The organism is Paractinoplanes maris (genome assembly GCF_023544465.1).
GTDB classification, from domain to species: Bacteria; Actinomycetota; Actinomycetes; order Mycobacteriales; family Micromonosporaceae; genus Actinoplanes; species Actinoplanes maris.
Genome location: NZ_JALPVL010000006.1, coordinates 466,146 through 482,694, shown reverse-complemented (window position 1 = coordinate 482,694; position 16,549 = coordinate 466,146). Strand labels below are relative to the sequence as shown.

The 16,549-nt window shown below is 71.8% G+C and carries 10 protein-coding genes; all 10 read right to left on the bottom strand.

Features of this window, described 5'->3' with window-relative positions; all coding sequences use genetic code 11:
* Positions 1-282 precede the first annotated feature (282 nt).
* The gene (locus NAG42_RS20095; RefSeq protein WP_250031939.1) at positions 283-2,721 is read right to left on the bottom strand and encodes an ATP-binding protein; all 2,439 of its coding nucleotides are present in this window, start codon (positions 2,719-2,721) and stop codon (positions 283-285) included.
* Between the two features lie 100 nt (positions 2,722-2,821).
* Positions 2,822-3,979 carry an acyl-CoA dehydrogenase family protein gene (locus NAG42_RS20090; RefSeq protein ID WP_250031937.1) on the bottom strand — a complete coding sequence of 386 codons (1,158 nt, stop codon included), beginning with the start codon at positions 3,977-3,979 and terminating at the stop codon, positions 2,822-2,824.
* Positions 3,980-3,992: 13 nt separating this feature from the next.
* The gene (locus NAG42_RS20085) at positions 3,993-5,519 is read right to left on the bottom strand and encodes an acyl-CoA carboxylase subunit beta (protein WP_250031935.1); all 1,527 of its coding nucleotides are present in this window, start codon (positions 5,517-5,519) and stop codon (positions 3,993-3,995) included.
* Between the two features lie 231 nt (positions 5,520-5,750).
* Positions 5,751-7,115, bottom strand: a complete 1,365-nt coding sequence (locus NAG42_RS20080) for a chaplin family protein (protein WP_250031933.1) — start codon at positions 7,113-7,115, stop codon at positions 5,751-5,753.
* 256 nt (positions 7,116-7,371) lie between these two features.
* Positions 7,372-8,409, bottom strand: coding sequence for a hypothetical protein (locus NAG42_RS20075; protein WP_250031931.1), 1,038 nt, complete (start codon positions 8,407-8,409; stop codon positions 7,372-7,374).
* Positions 8,410-8,555: 146 nt separating this feature from the next.
* Positions 8,556-9,434, bottom strand: coding sequence for a hydroxymethylglutaryl-CoA lyase (locus NAG42_RS20070; RefSeq protein WP_250031929.1), 879 nt, complete (start codon positions 9,432-9,434; stop codon positions 8,556-8,558).
* Between the two features lie 7 nt (positions 9,435-9,441).
* Positions 9,442-10,776 carry an acetyl-CoA carboxylase biotin carboxylase subunit gene (locus NAG42_RS20065; RefSeq protein ID WP_250031927.1) on the bottom strand — a complete coding sequence of 445 codons (1,335 nt, stop codon included), beginning with the start codon at positions 10,774-10,776 and terminating at the stop codon, positions 9,442-9,444.
* 332 nt (positions 10,777-11,108) lie between these two features.
* Positions 11,109-11,714 (bottom strand): TetR/AcrR family transcriptional regulator, encoded by a 606-nt coding sequence (locus NAG42_RS20060; protein ID WP_250031926.1) that lies wholly within the window; start codon positions 11,712-11,714, stop codon positions 11,109-11,111.
* 44 nt (positions 11,715-11,758) lie between these two features.
* Positions 11,759-14,791: a tetratricopeptide repeat protein gene (locus tag NAG42_RS20055; protein ID WP_250031924.1), complete on the bottom strand. Its 3,033-nt coding sequence runs from the start codon at positions 14,789-14,791 to the stop codon at positions 11,759-11,761.
* Entirely contained in the window at positions 14,788-16,515 is a 1,728-nt protein-coding gene (locus NAG42_RS20050; protein WP_250031923.1) for an HSP90 family protein, read from the bottom strand. Before NAG42_RS20050 ends, NAG42_RS20055 begins: the two co-directional genes overlap by 4 nt.
* Positions 16,516-16,549: the final 34 nt, after the last annotated feature.

The window sequence follows — 16,549 nt, the reverse complement described above, 5'->3', positions numbered from 1 at the left end:
CGGAGTCGGCACAAAGCGGTCTGTGACCACTTTGCCGAAAGTTCTGGGGGAAACCGGCAGAAGTACCGGCAGAATCGGGCGTCTCGGCGGTCGAAGCGGACAAATCTCCCGCACCTCGATGACTCGCACCGCTACTGTGATCCGCGCAGGGGGATGCGGCGCGACCGAGGCGACGGCGGGGCTTGACGGGGAAGCTTCGTTCTCGCCGCGTAACTGGCGGCGTGTTGACGGTCGGCGCGTGGGGGGCACGCAATGCCGGCCGTCCACGCCGACCAGGACCCCTCAGCCGCTGAGCAGCACGGCCAGGGCCGACGGCCCGAGCCGTTCGCGCTCGCGGTACAACAGCGTGATCCCGCCCGAGCGGCACATCTTTCCCAGCCGGCTGACGGCCGCGGCCCGCTCGTCCGGGTCGGGAGTGCTCACGATCAGGCCGACCAGGGCTTCCACCACGTCCCGGGGATCATGCGTGCCGTCGTACGCGTCGGCCGCCCGGGCGAAGTTCTCGGCCGCCCGCTTCGGCTCGCCCCGCCGCGCCGCGATAGCCGCCTCGACCACTGCCGCCGGTCCGTCCGGCGGCACGTCATCGTCACCGGCCCCGAGTTGCTCGAGCACCGAGGTCGCCTCCCCCACCCGGCCCGACTCGGCCAGGGCCAGGCCGATGGTCGCCAGAAGCCGCCGCCGGTGCCCGGGATCACCCAGCCCGGCCAGCCCGACCATGGCGCTGCGCCCGAGCCGCTCGGCCTCGTCGTTGCGCCCGTCGAGCCGGGCCACCTCGGCCAGGTTGGCCTTGGCCAGCGCGCGCAACCGCTGCTCGCCGCAGAGCCCGGCCAGCTTGTCGACCGCGGCCAGCCGGGAGCGCGCGGCGGCCAGGTCACCGCGGCGGATCTCGTGCCAGACCAGGTTGTTCTCGGCGACCGCCATGTCCCGCGCGTGGCCACCGAGCCGGGCCAGCTCCAATGCCGCCACGGCGTGCTCGCGGGCCTCGTCGTAGGCGCCGGTGCTCATCCACAGGGCGGCCAGCTGGGCATGCGCGGTGAGCTGGCCCGCGACCACGTCGAGCCGTTCGAACACGGCCAGCGCCTCGGCCGCCGACTCGAGCTCCTCGGCACCGGCGCCGTGCTCGCGGGCCAGCTGGGCCAGGCCGATGCGGGCCCAGGCCCGGGTGGCCGGGTCGGCGTCCACTGTGCGCGGATCGTCGAGCAACCGGCGCAGCCACTGACGGCCGGTCACGTCCCGCCCGCGGAACCGCCACCAGCGAGGTAAGGCCGCGGCCAGGCGCAGGGCGGTGTGCGGGTCGTCGCCCGCCGCGTGGGCCAGTGCGGTGCCGAAATCGCCGGCCACGTCGTCGAGCCGGCTCGCCGCCTCGGGCAGTGCGGTGCCGGTCAGGTCGGGCCAGATCTGCTCGGCCAGGTCGGCCATCACCCACGCGTGCCGGCGCCGCCCCTCGGCCAGCTCACCCTCGGCGGCAGCGCGCTCGGCGGCGTAGTCGCGCACCACGTCGAGCAGGCGGAACCGGAACGTGCGGCTGCCGCGCACGCTGAGCAGGCCCAGCTCGAGCAGGCGATCGAGCAGGTGCACGACGTCGGTGCGGGGCTCGTCGACCAGGTGCTCGGCGAGGCCGATCGACCAGCGGTAGCGGAACATGGCGAGACGTCGCAACGCCCGCTGCTCCTGCGGGTTGAGCAGGCGATAGCTGGCCGCCACGGCGTCGCGCAACGAGACCGAGCCGGGCCGGTCGAGATCGAGCACCCGGTCGCCGTAGCGGTCGAGGATCTCGGGAACGGTCAGCACCCGTCCGCGAGCCGCGGCGAGCTCGATCGCCAGCGGCAGCCCGCCGAGCCGGCGGACCAGCGCCGCGACGGACGCGATCTCGTCGGCGTCCGGCTCGACCCGGCGCACCCGGGCCAGACGATCCAGAAAAAGTGCCACGGCCGGGTACGTCACCAGGTCGCTCACCTGTTCCTCGGCCTCCGGCGGCGGTGCCGTCAGCGGAGCCAGCGGCCAGACCCGTTCCGCGCTCAGGCCGACCGGGTGCCGGCCGGTGGCCAGGAATCGCAGCGTCGGCAACTGGTCGAGCAACTGGTCGAGCATCTCGGCGGTCGCGTCCGGTGACCGCTCGACGGCGTCGACGAAGACCAGCGCGGCCCGGCCGCCGAAGCGGGCGGGCAGATCGTCGGGCCGGCCGACACCGAACTCGGCCGAGATGCTGCCGAGCATCTCGCCGGCCGTGCACCCGTCGGTGACGACGATGCCGGCGACCCCGCCCGGATAGGCCGCGGCCGCCCGGTGGGCGGCCGCGAAAGCGAGGCTGGTCTTGCCGACCCCGGCCAGACCGACCAGGGTGATGCCGCGCGGTCCGTCCGCGGCGCCCAGCTGGGCCGCCATCTCGGCCATGTCGTCGTCGCGGCCGATCAGGTCGGCCGGCGGCGGCACCCGCTGGAAGCCGGTGGGCGGCAAGGGCTCCTCGGTGGACTGTCCACGCGCGGCGGCCAGGAACGACTCACGGTCGGCGCCGTCGAGGCCGAGCGCGTCGGCCAGTAGACCGACCGTGGTGCGTTGCGGGCGGGACGAGCGGCCACGCTCCAGATCGCGGACCGTGCGCACCCCGATGCCGGCCCGGGTCGCCAGCTCGTCCTGGGTCAGCTTGGCGCGCAGCCGTTGCCGCCGCAGCACGGCGTCGAACCCGGATCCGTCCTGGTCCGGCGCGTTTTCTGCCCCCATGACACCGAACTTAGGGTGGGTTAAGCGGCCCGGCGAGCAGAGATCCGCTCCTGTCGGATTGCGGACCGATATCGGAACGGTCAAAAGCCGCGCAAGCTTTCTAAAGCCCTAGGCCGCGGGCGATCAGCATGCGCTGCACCTCGGACGTTCCTTCGCCGACTTCGAGGATCTTGGCGTCGCGGTAGAAGCGGCCGACGGCGGACTCGTTCATGAAGCCGTACCCGCCGTGCACCTGCGTGGCCCAGCGGCTGTTCTCCATCGCGGCGTTGCTGGCGTTCAGCTTGGCCACCGCCGCGTAGCGCTTGAAGTCCTCGCCGGCGAGCATCCGGGCGGCCGCGTCGTAGTAGCCGACCCGCGCGATGTGCGCCCGCATCTCCATGTCCGCGATCATGAACTGCACGGCCTGGTAGTTGCCGATCGGCCGGCCGAAGGCCTCGCGCTGCTGGGCGTAGCGGACCGACTCGTCGACACAGCCCTGGGCCAGGCCGACCGAGAGCGCGGCGATCGCGATGCGGCCCTCGTCGAGGATGCGCAGGAACTGGGCGAAGCCGCGGCCGCGCGTGCCGAGCAGGTTGGCCGCCGGAACACGGACGTCGTCGAACGACAGCTCGTGAGTGTCCGAGGCGCACCAGCCGACCTTGGAGTAACCCGGCGCCACGGTGAAGCCGGGCGTCCCGGACGGCACGATGATCGTGGACAGCTCCTTGGAGCCGTCGGAGTTCACACCGGTCACCGCCATGACGGTGACCAGGCAGGTGATGTCGGTGCCGGAGTTGGTGATGAACGCCTTGGTCCCGTTGATCACCCACTCGTCGGTGGCGTCGTCGTACACCGCGCGGGTCGTCGTGCCGGCCGCGTCGGAGCCGGTGCCGGGCTCGGTGAGACCGAACGCGGCCAGCGCCTCACCGGTGGTGAGCCGGGGCAGCCACTCCTGCTTCTGCGCCGGGGTGCCGAAACGGTGGATCGGCATGGCGCCCAGCGAGACCGCGGCCTCCAGCGTGACCGCCACCGAACTGTCCACCCGGGCCAGTTCCTCGAGCGCGACGCACAACGCGAAGTAGTCACCGCCCATGCCGCCGAACTCCTCGGGGAACGGCAGACCGAAGAGGCCCATCTTTCCCATCTGGCGGATGACCTCGTACGGGAAGGTCTTGTGCTCGTAGTGCTCGGCGATCACCGGCGCGACTTGTTCGCGAGCGAAGTCGCGGACAGTGACGCGCAGCGCCTCCTGCTCCTCGTCGAGCCGGAAGTCGACCATGGCTGTGCTCCTGTCAGACGGGCGTGACGCCGTGCCGGCGCCGGGCGAAGCCGCGGTCCTTGCCGTGGGCGGCGCGGTAGCGGCGGATGAGTTCGTCGCGCAGGTCGCCCGGCTCGACGACGGTGTCGACGACCAGCTCACTGGCCAGCCGCATGATGTCGATGTCCTGCTCGTACTCGGCGCGGCGCTCGGCGACGAAGGCGGCCCGCTCCTCGTCGGTGGCCAGCGCGGCGATCTTGTTGGCATAGACCGCGTTGACGGCGGCCTCGGCGCCCATCACGGCGATCTTGGCGGTGGGCAGCGCGATCGTGGCGTCGGGGTCGAAGCCGGGCCCGGCCATGGCATAGAGACCGGCCCCGTACGCCTTGCGGACCACCACGCAGATCTTGGGCACCGTGGCCTCGGAGATCGCGGTGATCATCTTGGCGCCGTGCCGGATGATCCCCTGCTTCTCGACCGCGGAGCCCACCATGAAGCCGGGTACGTCACAGAGGAACAGCAGCGGGACGTTGAAGGCGTCGCAGAGCTGGACGAACCGCGACGCCTTGTCGGCCGAGTCGGGGAAGAGCACGCCGCCCTTGAACATCGAGTTGTTGCCGACGATGCCGACAGCCTCGCCGTTCAGACGGGCGAACCCGACCGTGAGCTCCTTGGCCCACAAAGCCTGGATCTCGAAGAACGAGCCCTCGTCGACCAGTGCCTTGACGTAACGCCGCATGTCGAAGGCCTGGCGCTCGCTGGCCGGGACCAGCGCGCCCAGATCCGCCCCGGTGGAAGCCCGGGCCTGGACCGCCGGCGGGTCGAGCTCCCAGTTCGACGGCAGATAGGACAGGTACGCCTTCACGGTGTCGAGCGCGTCCTGCTCGGTCTTGCAGAGGAAGTGGCCGACACCGGACTCAGCGGTGTGGACACGTGCGCCACCCATCGCCTCGAGCGTCGTCTTCTCCCCGGTGACCATCTCGACCATGCGGTCGGACCCGAGATACATGCTCGCGTTGCCCTCGACCATCGCGACGATGTCGCAGAAGGCCGGGATGTAGGCGCCGCCGGCCGCCGACGGGCCGAAGAGCGCGCAGGCCTGCGGGATCGCACCGGACGCCTTGACCTGGGTGTGGAAGATCTTGCCGGCCCCGCGGCGGCCCGGGAACAGGTCGACCTGGTCGGTGATGCGGGCGCCGGCCGAGTCGACCAGGTAGATCATCGGTACGCCGTACTGCACGGCGCGCTCGATGATGCGGATGATCTTTTCGACCGTACGGGCGCCCCAGGAGCCCGCCTTGACCGTCGAGTCGTTGGCCATCAGGCAGACCTCGCGGCCGCCGACCCGGGCCATTCCGGTGATCACACCGTCGGCCGGCAGTCCGTCGGCCAGGCTGTTGGCATAGAGGCCGTCCTCGACGAACGTGCCCTCGTCGACCAGCAGCGCGACCCGCTCGCGGGCGAAGAGCTTGCCCTTGGCGGCGTTGGCCGCGTGGTAGCGCTCGGCGCCGCCGGCCAGCACCCGCTTGCGGGCCTGCGCGAGCTCGTCGTCGGTCGCCACGGGGCCTCCTGAACGGTCGTTAATCTTAACGAGCGTTAGGGTATCCGATCAGACCGACGGCGGCAACGACGGACGGGAGCCTCCGCTGGTTGCGGAGACTCCCGTCCGTTTCACTGCCGCCGATGCCGTGGAGGGGCACCGGTTCTTACCCGACGCCTCGTGGCGCCGGTCGGGTCGCGCCCGGGACCGGCACGACCCGGTCTTCCGCTATCCCCCGTGGGAGAGCGAGCTTCAGCGCAGGGTGTTGAGCAGGCCCAGGGCGCCGACACCGCTGACCGTCTCGGTCACGCTGGAGATCGGGGACGACTCGGTGGCGGCACGGCCACCCTTCGAGCCGCTCTTCGAACCGGCGGCGGCCGGCTTGGTGTAGCCGTCGCCGGCGGCCGGCGAGACGTCCGCGTCGTCGTCCACGGTGGTGTCGTCGTCAGCGTCGACGTCGTCGACGTCGTTCACGTCGTCCTGGCCGCCGTAGCCGTTGTCCTTGACGCCGCCGTTGCCCTTGTACTCGTCGTCGTCGTCCACGACGCCGTGATCACCGTCGTTGTCGTCCCAGTCCTGGTCACCGTGGTGGTGGCCCGGACGGCCGTGACCGTGGTCGCCGTCCCAGTCGTCGTCACCCCGGAAGCCGCGACGGTCGTCGCCGCTGCCGTTCGCGCAGGCCGCAGCCGAGTGGGCGGCACCGAGGATGCCCAGCGAGTTGCCGCAGGCGTTGATCGGCACGTTGATCGGCACGGCCACCTGGGTGCCGTTCAGGATGCCGAAGTTGGAGCCGGTGACCTGGGTGACGTCGTCGTTGCGGGTCGACTCGTTCACGGCGACCGCGCGGCTGCTCGACGAGCCGAGCAGGGCGGCCGAGTTGCCGGCGAGGTTCACCGGGAGGCTGATCGGCGCGTACAGCTGGGTGCCGTTCAGGATGCCGACGTTCCGGCCGGTGACCTGGGTGGCGTCGTGGCCGCCCCGCGCGCTCTCGTGACGCCCGAAACCACGGCCGCCCCGGTTACCCGAGACGTCGTTCGCGCAGACCGCGCTGGACTGCGCGAAGCCCAGGATGGCCAGCGAGTTGCCGCAGACGTTGATCGGGACGTCGACCGGCGCGTAGAGCTGGGTGCCGTTGCCGATGCCGAAGTTCGACCCGGTGAACTGGTTCGGGCCGTCGTTGCGACGGTGCTCGGTCGTCCGGCCGCTCTCGGTGCGGTTGACGCCCACGCCCTGCGCACTGGCCAGGCCGCCCAGCGCGGCGGCGTTGCCGACCACGTTGACCGGAACGCTGACCGGCAGGTAGGCCTGCGTGCCGTTCAGGATGCCGAAGTTGCTGCCGGTGGCCTGGACCGCGCCCCGGCCACGGTCGCCGCGACGGCCGTGCTCCAGGTTGTTGACGCCGGCGCCCTGGGCGTCGGCCACACCGAGGATGCCCAGCGAGTTGCCGACGACGTTGACCGGAACCTGCACCGGAACGGCGATCTGGGTGCCGTTCAGAGCGCCGACGTTGCTGCCGGTGACCTGACGGGAGTCGGCGTGCGCGGCGCCCGGGGCGAACAGCAGGGCGCCGGCGGCCAGGACGCCCACGCTCAGAGTCTTACGAACCCAAGTCTTCATGAGAAAAGAAATGCCTTTCCATAATGTTTCGGCAAAAGGTGTTGCGTATTCAATTGGGGGATTTCGTGAATGCATTCGGGCGCAGCGGTGCCCTGGCTCTTTTCTTGTGCCCTGACCCCGCTTGTCGACGTGCGCCCATCTGGCGCTTCGGTGCGGTGCGTGTGATTCAGGCGCCGGAAGATTCGCCGCTTGTTCGCAAGCGGTTGGGGAATCGGGCCGGGACGCGGGCACCGAAGCCGGTGCCGGGCGCCCTCACTCAGTCAGGTGAGACGGTCGGAGCCTCGGCGTCATGCCGCCGGACCTCGACCTCGGACGCGATCGCCGGCACGAGGCGCGCCATCGTGCTCCTCGCGATCGCCGCCGGCAGGAAGGCCGCGGAGCTGCCTTCCGTCGGAGCTCCCGGCCCACCGGCCGGGATACCGCTGACTTCCCCGAGGTGCAGCCGCAGAGGTGCGGCCGGTTCGTCACCGCCGGGGGTGCTGTCCTCCGGCTCCGTCGCCGGCTTCGCCGGCACCGCGTGAGCGGTGCGGTGGTGCTGCCGGTGGGCGGACGGTGCGGAGGGAGCGCTGCGCTTGACCGGTACGGCGTGCCCGCCGGCGACCGGGGTGGGCAGGGCATGGTGGATCGGTGCGCGGCTCGGCTCAGCCGTCTGCTCCGTCTCCTGGGGGACAGGAGGCTCGTCGGCCGGTTCTGGGGCCGGGAGCTCAGCGTCGGCCGGCTGCTCGACGTGGCTGACCGGCTCGGTCAGGGCGCCGAGCCGCTGGTCGGGCGCCGCTTCGCCGGTGGGGCGGAGTGGTGCGGCGACCTCTCCCGCGACCTCGTCGACGCCGAGGAGGGCGTCCACAATGGCGCGGGAGGAGTCGTACCCGTCGTCGCCGGCCATGGTCACCGGGCCGGTCAGGACCAGCTCGGGTAGGTCGAGGATGTCGGGTACGAAATGGCGTTCATGGTGTGCCGGACCGGTGTACTCCAGCGGCTGGGCGGCCGCCTGCAGGAGGCCGGTGACCGGCGAGGTGGCGTCGGCGCCCACGAGGGATCCGAGCAACGAGCCGTCGGGCTCGTCGGCCCGGTCCGCTGCCTGGGCGGCGGAGCCGGTGAGCAGCCAGGCCGCACCGGCCAGGCCACCGACGACGAGGACGCGCAGACCCCACCGGCGTCCGGTGTGTCGCGCCCGGCTCTCCGGCCGCCGCTCCGCCCCCTGGATGGGAGGCGGCAAGGGCGTGGAGAAACCGGCGGGCGGCGCCGGCAACGGGTACGCCGCGCGCAGCGTGCGCTCGACCCCCGATCCCGTCATGATCCGCCCCTCGTCGTGTCGGCTGAACCGGTGACAGATCCGCCTTTCGTACCGGCGATATCGGCCACTCGTATTGGTAACGACACGACGGATGAGCGGTCACGCGGGCAAATAGGAAAAATGATCGCCGGTTCGTCCTCCGGAAATCACACCAATCTGGTGCGCGGTCCGGCCCGAAGGACACCCGACGGGAGTGTGCGGCCGAGCAACTTCTCCGCCATCTCGGCCGTACCGATCAGGCGATCCAAGTCGATTCCGGTGTCGATGCCCATGTCCTGAAGCATGTGGACGACCTCCTCGGTCGCCACGTTGCCGGACGCACCCGGGGCGTAGGGGCACCCACCGATCCCGCCGACGCTGGCGTCGAACTCGGTGATCCCGAGATCCAGCGCCGTCACGACGTTGGCCAGCCCCGTACCCCTGGTGTTGTGGAAGTGGAGCAGGTCGGGGCGTACGGCCGAAAGCAGGTCGCGGACCCGCCGGGGAGTCGCCATGCCGGTCGTGTCGCCGAAGGCGATGCGGTCAGCGCCGTCGGCGCGGACGCGAGCCACGATGGCCGCCACCCGGTCCGGGTCGATGTCACCCTCGAACGGGCAGCCGAAGCTGGTCGCCACGATCACCTCGACCGTGGCGCCGGCCTCGTGGATCAGCGGGATCAGCGACGCGATGTCGTCGAGCGACTCGTCGGTCGAGCGGTTGAGGTTACGCCGGTTGTGAGTGTCCGATGCGGACACCACGACCTCGATCTCGCGGAAGCCGGCGGCCAGCGCTCGTTGCGCGCCGCGGGTGTTGGGGATCAGCGCCGAGTAACGGATGCCGGGATGGCGGTTGACCCGGGCCCAGACCTCGTCGGCGTCGGCCATCTGCGGGATGGCCCGGGGGTGGACGAAGGAGACCGCCTCGATCCGCCGCACGCCGGTCTCACTCAGCGCGTCGATCAGGCGGACCTTGGAGTCGGCCGGGATCGGGTCCTCGTTCTGCAGGCCGTCGCGGGGCGCGACCTCGCGGATGCTCACGGGCGTCATCGACTGGTCACCTCATCCGCGACACGATGGCCGTGTCGTAGTCGCCCGAGAGGAACTCGTCGTTCTCGAGCAGCTCGGCGAAGAAGGGCAGGTTGTTCTTGGGCCCGGCGATCGAGAATCCGGCCACCGCCGCCCGGGCCCGGGCGATCGCCTCGTCGCGGTCGGCGCCGACCACGATCACCTTGGCCATCAGGGAGTCGTAGGACATGCCGACCGTCGTGCCCTCGGCGTAGCCGGAGTCGACCCGGATGCCCTCGCCGGTCGGCTCGACCCAGGTGGTGACCCGGCCCGGGCCGGGCAGGAAACGCTTCGGATCCTCGGCATTGACGCGCAGCTCGATGGCATGGCCGGTCGTTTCGGGTACGGCGGTGAAGGTGGGCGCCTCGCCCGAGGCCACGCGCAGCTGCTCCTCGACCAGGTCGATGCCGTGGAGCAGCTCGGTGATCGGGTGCTCGACCTGCAGGCGGGTGTTCATCTCGAGGAAGAAGAACTCGCCGGTCGCCGGGTCGAGCAGGCACTCGACGGTGCCCGCGTTGCGATAGCCGACCGCCTCACCGGCCTGGACCGCGGCGGCCAGGAAGCGGGCCCGCAGGTCGTCGCCGACGGCGGGGCTGGGAGCTTCCTCGACCAGCTTCTGATTGCGGCGCTGGACGGAGCACTCGCGCTCGCTGAGGGCGATCACCCGGCCGTCGGCCAGGCCGAGGATCTGCACCTCGACGTGGCGCACCCGGGGGAAGTAGCGCTCGAGCAGCACGTCGCCGCTGCCGAACATGCGCTCGGCGAAGGCGCCGACCTTGGCGAACTCGGTACGCAGGGCCGCCTCGTCGTTCGCCACGGCCATGCCCATGCCACCGCCGCCGGCGGCGGCCTTGACCATGATCGGGTAACCGATGACGCCGGCCGCCTCGATCGCCTCGGTCACCGAGCCGACCGGTTCCTGGGTGCCGGGCGCGACCGGGACGCCGGCCGCGGCCATCAGGTTGCGGGCCTTGATCTTGTCGCCCATCGCGGCGATGGCGTCGGCGCCCGGGCCGACCCAGATCAGGCCGTTGGCCTCGACCAGACGGGCGAAGTCGGCGTTCTCACTGAGGAAGCCGTAGCCGGGGTGGACGGCCTGGGCGCCGGTGGCTTTCGCGGCGGCCAGGATGGCCTCGGCGTTGCGATAGCTCTCGGCCGGGTTGGTCGGGCCGACGCAGACCGCCTCGTCGGCCTCGCGGACGAACGGCATGTCAGCGTCGGGCTCGGAGTGGATCGCGATGGTCCGGATGCCGAGCCGTTTCGCGGTGCGGATGATCCGGCGGGCGATCTCGCCCCGATTGGCGATGAGCAGCGAGTCGATCATCGTTGACCTTCTCTTCTTCGTGGTCGCCCGGTGGGGCGCTCGGTGGGTTCTGCCCGGGGGTGGTGGGCGGTGGTGCCGACGCCCTGGTGCGGGCGGGTGAGGCTCCGCCGCGCCTCGGGTGCGGCGGTGGTGCGACGCCGTTCCTCGGGTGCGGCGGTGGTGCGAGCGGGCGGTGCGACGCCGCGCCCTGGGGTGCGGCGGTGGTGCGAGCGGGCGGTGCGACGCCGCGCCCTGGGGTGCGGCGGTGATGCGGGCGGGTGGTGCGCCGCCGCGCCTCGGGTGCGGCGGTGGTGCGGGTCGGGTAGTCGTTTCCCGGTGGCGACCGGCCGGGGTCAGCGGCCGGTCAGGGCGTGCATCGTCGCCTCGCGCAGCAGGGCGGCGCGGCGGCGGCGGTCGACCTCGCCACCGAGGAACGGGGTCGAATTCATCAGGCCGAACGCCGAGTGCGCGAGCACCCGCGCCTCGGCCGCGTCGAGCTCGGGACGCAGCGTGGCCAGCACGCCCACCCACTCCTCGACATAAAGGCGCTGCAGCCGGCGGATCTGGCGGCGCGGCTCCTCGGGCAGGCGGTCGAGCTCATGCAGATGCAGAGCGATGACCGCCGGGTTGGCCAGGGCGAACTCGACGTGGAAGTCGATCAGGTCGGCCAGCGCGGCACTGGCGTCCTCGGGGTGATGGCCGACCCGGGTCTTGCCGCCGTGCAGCAGACTCTCGCTCACCGGGATCAGCGCGGCCACCAGCATCGCCTCTTTGCCGGCGAAGTGGTGATAGAGCGCCGGGCCGGTCACGCCGGCGGCCGAGCCGATGTCGTCCATCGAGACACCGTGATAGCCACGGGCCGCGAACAGACCCACCGCGATCTCCAGGATCTCGTCTCGTCGCGATCGCCGCCGGGGTGCGGGCGGACCCGGACGCTGCTGCTGATCAACCGTTGTCACGAGGTCACTTTATCCCTCTGTCAAGCCTTCGCCTTAACGCACGTTCAGGATGTGGAACGACCCTCGACCTCGGCCCGCGCCTCCTGGTGCACGCGGACGGCGACCTCGCGGCTCGGAGCGTCAGCGGGCAGGCGCTCGATCAGCGCCCGGAGCAGCGCCTCGGCCTCGACGGCCTGACCGGCCCGCAACAGCGCCTCACCCAGCATGCCCTCGACGCGATCGGCCTGGTCGGTGGCACCGATGGCCCGCAACCGCTCGGGAGCACCGCGCAGGTGCGGCAGCGCCTCGGCATATCGGCCCCGGGACATGAACAGGTTACCGGCCTCGAACGCGGTCATCGACCACTGGAAGACCGCGTTCGGATCGACGGCCAGCTCGGGCGGCAGCGCGCCGAACTTCTCAGCGATGATCCGGAGAGCTTTCTCACCCTGCTCGGGCTGGTCGGCGAAGTGCAGGGCGGCCACACCCCGGCGCAAGGCCCGCAGCTCGCCGATCAGGTCGTCCGCCTCGTGCAGGGCCGAGGCGGCAGCCCGGAACGTCTCGGCCGCCTCGGCGTCGCGGTCGAGGTCGAAGAGCAAGCCGGCGGCCTCCTCGGCGATCTGGCCGCGACCCGCCGGGTTGCCGGCCAAATGCTCGATGAGGATGCGATAGAGCGCGAGGGCGCCGTCCTTGTCGCCGATCGTCTGATAGAGCCCGCTGAGCAGATATCGGGTGTTGTCGGCCGAGTCGTCATCGCCGAGCTGCTCGAACAGCGCGAGCGCCTCCTCGGCCACCTCGGCCGCCTCGACCGGGCGGTCGGCCAGGCGATAGGCGTTGGCCAGATCACCGCGCGCGTGCGCACCGCCGGCCTCCAGGCCCGCCTCGGCGCACAACGCCACCGCCTCGACCAGGTCGGGGATCGCCTCGCCGGGCCGGCCGAGGTGCAGCAACGCGTTGCCGCGGCCGACCCGTGCGGGCAGGGCCTTGTCGGCCTCGCCGGTGGCCAGCACCGCGGTGAACGCCTCGACCTGCTCGGCCGGATCGCCGACGGTGTGGCCGAAGATCGTGCCGGCCTCGGCGATCCGGCGGGCCGGGCCGTGGTGGCGGTAGAACTCCCAGGCCTCGCGGGCGCTCTCCACGGCTTCCTCGTGGCGGTGCATCGCCATGCGGCTGCGGGCTCGCAACATCGCGTGCATGGCGACCAGGCGCGCGTCGCCGGTCCGGGCGGCGAACTCGTCGGCGCGGTCGCCTGCCTCGTTCGCCTCCTCGGGCCGGCCCTGCATCAAGTGCAGGATCGACAGGCGCAACCAGGCGTGGGCGCGCTCGCGCGGGCCGCCGTGCTCATCCTGATAGGCGACGTCGGCCCGGATCGGCTCGTCGTCGTCGACCTCGCCGCCGGCGTAACCGGCCTCCATCGCCAGGCGGGCCCGCAGGACCCCGGCCTCACCCGCCGCACCGGCGACGGTGAAGAGCTCGACCGCCCGGTCCCAGTGGCCGCGGGCGTCGTCACGACCGGGCGCCCGCAGTTGATTGCCGAGCAGCACCTCCCGACGCGCGGCAAGCAGCGCGTCACCGCCCCGCACGTCACCGCCCTGCACGTCACCAGCCCGCGCGTCACCGCCCTGCACGTCACCGCCCTGCACGTCACCGCCCTGCACGTCACCAGCCCGCGCGTCACCGCCCTGCACGTCACCAGCCCGCGCGTCACCGCCCTGCACGTGATCAGCCTGCGCGTCACCGAGCTGCACATAAGCGAGCTGGGGAAAGCGGGCGTCGAGCGCTTCGAGGGCGGCGGCGAGTCCCGCGTCGTCGTCGGCCTGGTCGAGCTGTCGGGCCAGGTCGAGCAGCTCGGCGGCGGTGGCCTCAGCGGGAATCGGCACGTCCGGAGCCAGCACCGCGGGAGCCGGCACAGCGGGAGCCGGCACAGCGGGAGCCAGCGCGGCCGACGGCCCGGCGGACTCCGCGGCCGGCGCCGGGACGGTGACCGCGGCCGGGCGGCGGGCGGTCGGCGACAGCGTCAGCGTCACCTCGTACGGCTCGGTGCTGAGATCGGCGGTGATCAAGCGGCTCTGGTGGTCGGTGCCGTTGCGCTTGTCGAAGAGCTGGGCCAGCTCGATGGCCCGGGCCGACAGCTCGGTGCCGAGCTCGGCGGCGGAACTGTCTCCCCGGTCACGACGGCGGATCACCGCGTCGCCGTGCCCGAGCTCGGTGAGCCGGCGCAACAGCATCGCCGCGTCGGCCGAGAAGTGCATCTCGGCTGCGGGCGACGGTGCCTTGTCGAGCCAGTCGAGGTGGCGCTGCAGGATCTCGAGGCCGCGGTGCTCGTTGCCGGTGCGGGCGCAGAACGCGAGGTGGGTGCCGAGATTCCACAGGTCGGCCAGGTTGCCGCGCTCGAGACGGTAGGACCGGCGGTGCGCGTCGGCTGCCTCGTCGAGCCGGCCGGTGCGCAGATAGGCCACCATCAGCTGACGGAGGATGCCCTGCGGCTGCTCGCTGCAGCTCAGCTCGCCGGCCAGCACCGGCTCGGCGGTGGCGATCACGTCGGCCCACCGGCCGCGCTCGGCATAGAAGACGGCGACCGACGACGGGTCACAGCCGATGCAGTCGGAGAGATCGTCGCGCGGCGCGGCCTGCCACCGGGCGAACCACTCGTCGGCGTCGGGGGTGCCGACGTGGTCGGCGATCAGGTAGCGGTGTTTATAGACCGCCTGCAGGCTGTGGCCGTCCTCGCGGTAACGCCGCTCCATGTCGTCGAGCACGGCCCGGGTGCGCGGCAGCGGGATCTCGGGGAAGTTGAGCATCGCGTTGACCATGGTCTTGAAGTGCCACAGCAGCGTGTGCTTGCCCTGCGCGTGATGCGGGCCCGGGTTGCGGTCGAAGTCGTTGAGCGCCCAGGCGAAGGTCACGAACGCCTTGGCCGGCTCGCCGCCGTAGATGTAGGAATTGGTCGCCAGCTGGCGGACGGCGAAGGCGAGCTGGGGGTCGCCGGTCGTGTCGGCGTGCCGCAGCACCTCCTCGGTCAGCGCGATCTGGGCCGCCCCGTGCGGCAGTGTGCGGGCTTGCTCGAAGAGATCCCAGAGCTCGTCGGCGGTCTTCATCGATCCTCCCCCGGGACGGCCCGGTCGAGCAGGCCCATGAACGAACTGGTCAGCAACGCGGCGTCGGCCGGGCGGATCGGGTGGTGGCCGATCATCAGCGCCTGCCCGTAGAGCGACTCGACGGCCAGGCCGGCCAGCTCGGGGTCGCCGATCGCGGTGACCCGGCGGACCAGGGCGTTGCGGTGGTTGAGCACCAGCTGCGGCCGGTCGGTCGGCACCGTGCGGGACAGTGCGTCGAGGACGCCGCCCCACAGGTCGTCGGCGGCGTCGCGGCTCGCGGTGAACTGCTCGTTGAAGGCGGCGGCGCGGCTCACCAGATAGAGAGCGGGGACGCCGGCCGGGTCGAAACCGCGCACCACGACCTCGCAGCCGAGCCGGTCGAGGCGGCGCTGCGCCACGGTCAGGAACGGGCGCAGCCGCAGCTCGGTCTCGGCGTCGAGGGCCGAGAAGCGGGCTGCGACGTCGGCCGGCTCGAGCCGCTCGGCCCGAACCTCGGCATCCACTGTGGCCAGACGCTCGACGATGTCGGCGTTGTAGACGATGCCCCCGTTGATCACACCCAGATCCTGGGCGGCGGCGACCGGGGCGAGCTGGCGGAACTCGTCGTCGCCGGCCGCGTAGCGCAGGACGCCGTGCCGCTGGCGGAACTCGGCCAGGGTGAGGTGGCCGAGGTTCGTCTCCATCGGCACCCACTGCTCGACCAGCCGCAACATCTCGTCGTCGTGCAGGGCGAGGGCCTTGACCCCGAGGTGGTGGATGGCCAGGAACTCGCCCAGGCGACGGGGGTCGGTCGAGGCCAGCCGCACCAGCCAGCCGCGCAGCTGGTCGGCGATCGCCTCGCGGGTGTCGGCGAGCAGGCTGTCGTCGTAGAGCGCCTCGCGGCTCGCGGTCGGCCGCAGCTCGGTGCTGTCGACCACGCAGCGGGCGAAGAACGCCCACTCGGGCAGCAGCCCCTCGACGTTCTCAGCCAGCAGCATCCTCTTGAGATAGACGCGGTGGCCGCCGCGGGCGGCCGGGTTGACCGGGGTCGGCAACACGAAGGCGACCCCGGTCAGGCCGGCCTCGGGCACGTCGAGCGGCACCACGTCGAGCGGGCGAAAACCGAAGATCTCCTGGGCGTACGCCGGGAGGTCGCCATCGGGCCACGGCAGGGCGCCGGTGGTGACCGCGACCCCGTCGACCTCGACCCGGACCGGGAGGAGTGAGCCGTAGAGCTCGGCGAGCTCGCGCACCGTCGTACCGGAAAGAAGGTGCTCGGAGCCGCGGCGCGGCAGCAGGGTGACCGTCGTGCCCGGCTCGCGGTCGTCGCCGGCGGCGACGGCGTAGCGACCGTCGGAGTAACCCGTCCACAGCACCGGCTCGGCGCCGGCCCGGCGGGTGTGCACCCGGATCTCGTCGGCCACCAGGAAGCACGAGAGCAGGCCGATGCCGAACTGGCCGAGGAACTCGTGGCGGGCGAAACCGAGCTCGTCACGCTTGGAGCTGCGGCCGATGGTGGCCAGCAGCTCGTGCACCTGGACCTCGGTCAGACCGACGCCGTTGTCGGTCACGCGCAGCTCGCCGGGGCCCGTGGTGATCGCGATCAGGCCGGGCCCGCCGGCTGCGGTGATCGCATCGACCGCGTTCTGCAGCAGCTCGCGGACGTAGACACGAGGGCTCGCGTAGAGGTGATGGCTGAGGAGGTCGACGATGCCCCGGAGGTCGACCTGGAACGTGTTGCTCACGGCGGAGAAGGTACCGCGAACGACCGACAAGAAC

What these genes read in the sequence shown, in the direction of transcription:
- NAG42_RS20095 (WP_250031939.1), bottom strand. Translation starts at nt 2,721, where the DNA reads ATGGGGGCAGAAAACGCGCCGGACCAGGACGGATCCGGGTTCGACGCC.
- NAG42_RS20090 (WP_250031937.1), bottom strand. Translation starts at nt 3,979, where the DNA reads ATGGTCGACTTCCGGCTCGACGAGGAGCAGGAGGCGCTGCGCGTCACT.
- NAG42_RS20080 (WP_250031933.1), bottom strand. Translation starts at nt 7,115, where the DNA reads ATGAAGACTTGGGTTCGTAAGACTCTGAGCGTGGGCGTCCTGGCCGCC.
- NAG42_RS20075 (WP_250031931.1), bottom strand. Translation starts at nt 8,409, where the DNA reads ATGACGGGATCGGGGGTCGAGCGCACGCTGCGCGCGGCGTACCCGTTG.
- NAG42_RS20070 (WP_250031929.1), bottom strand. Translation starts at nt 9,434, where the DNA reads ATGACGCCCGTGAGCATCCGCGAGGTCGCGCCCCGCGACGGCCTGCAG.
- NAG42_RS20065 (WP_250031927.1), bottom strand. Translation starts at nt 10,776, where the DNA reads ATGATCGACTCGCTGCTCATCGCCAATCGGGGCGAGATCGCCCGCCGG.
- NAG42_RS20055 (WP_250031924.1), bottom strand. Translation starts at nt 14,791, where the DNA reads ATGAAGACCGCCGACGAGCTCTGGGATCTCTTCGAGCAAGCCCGCACA.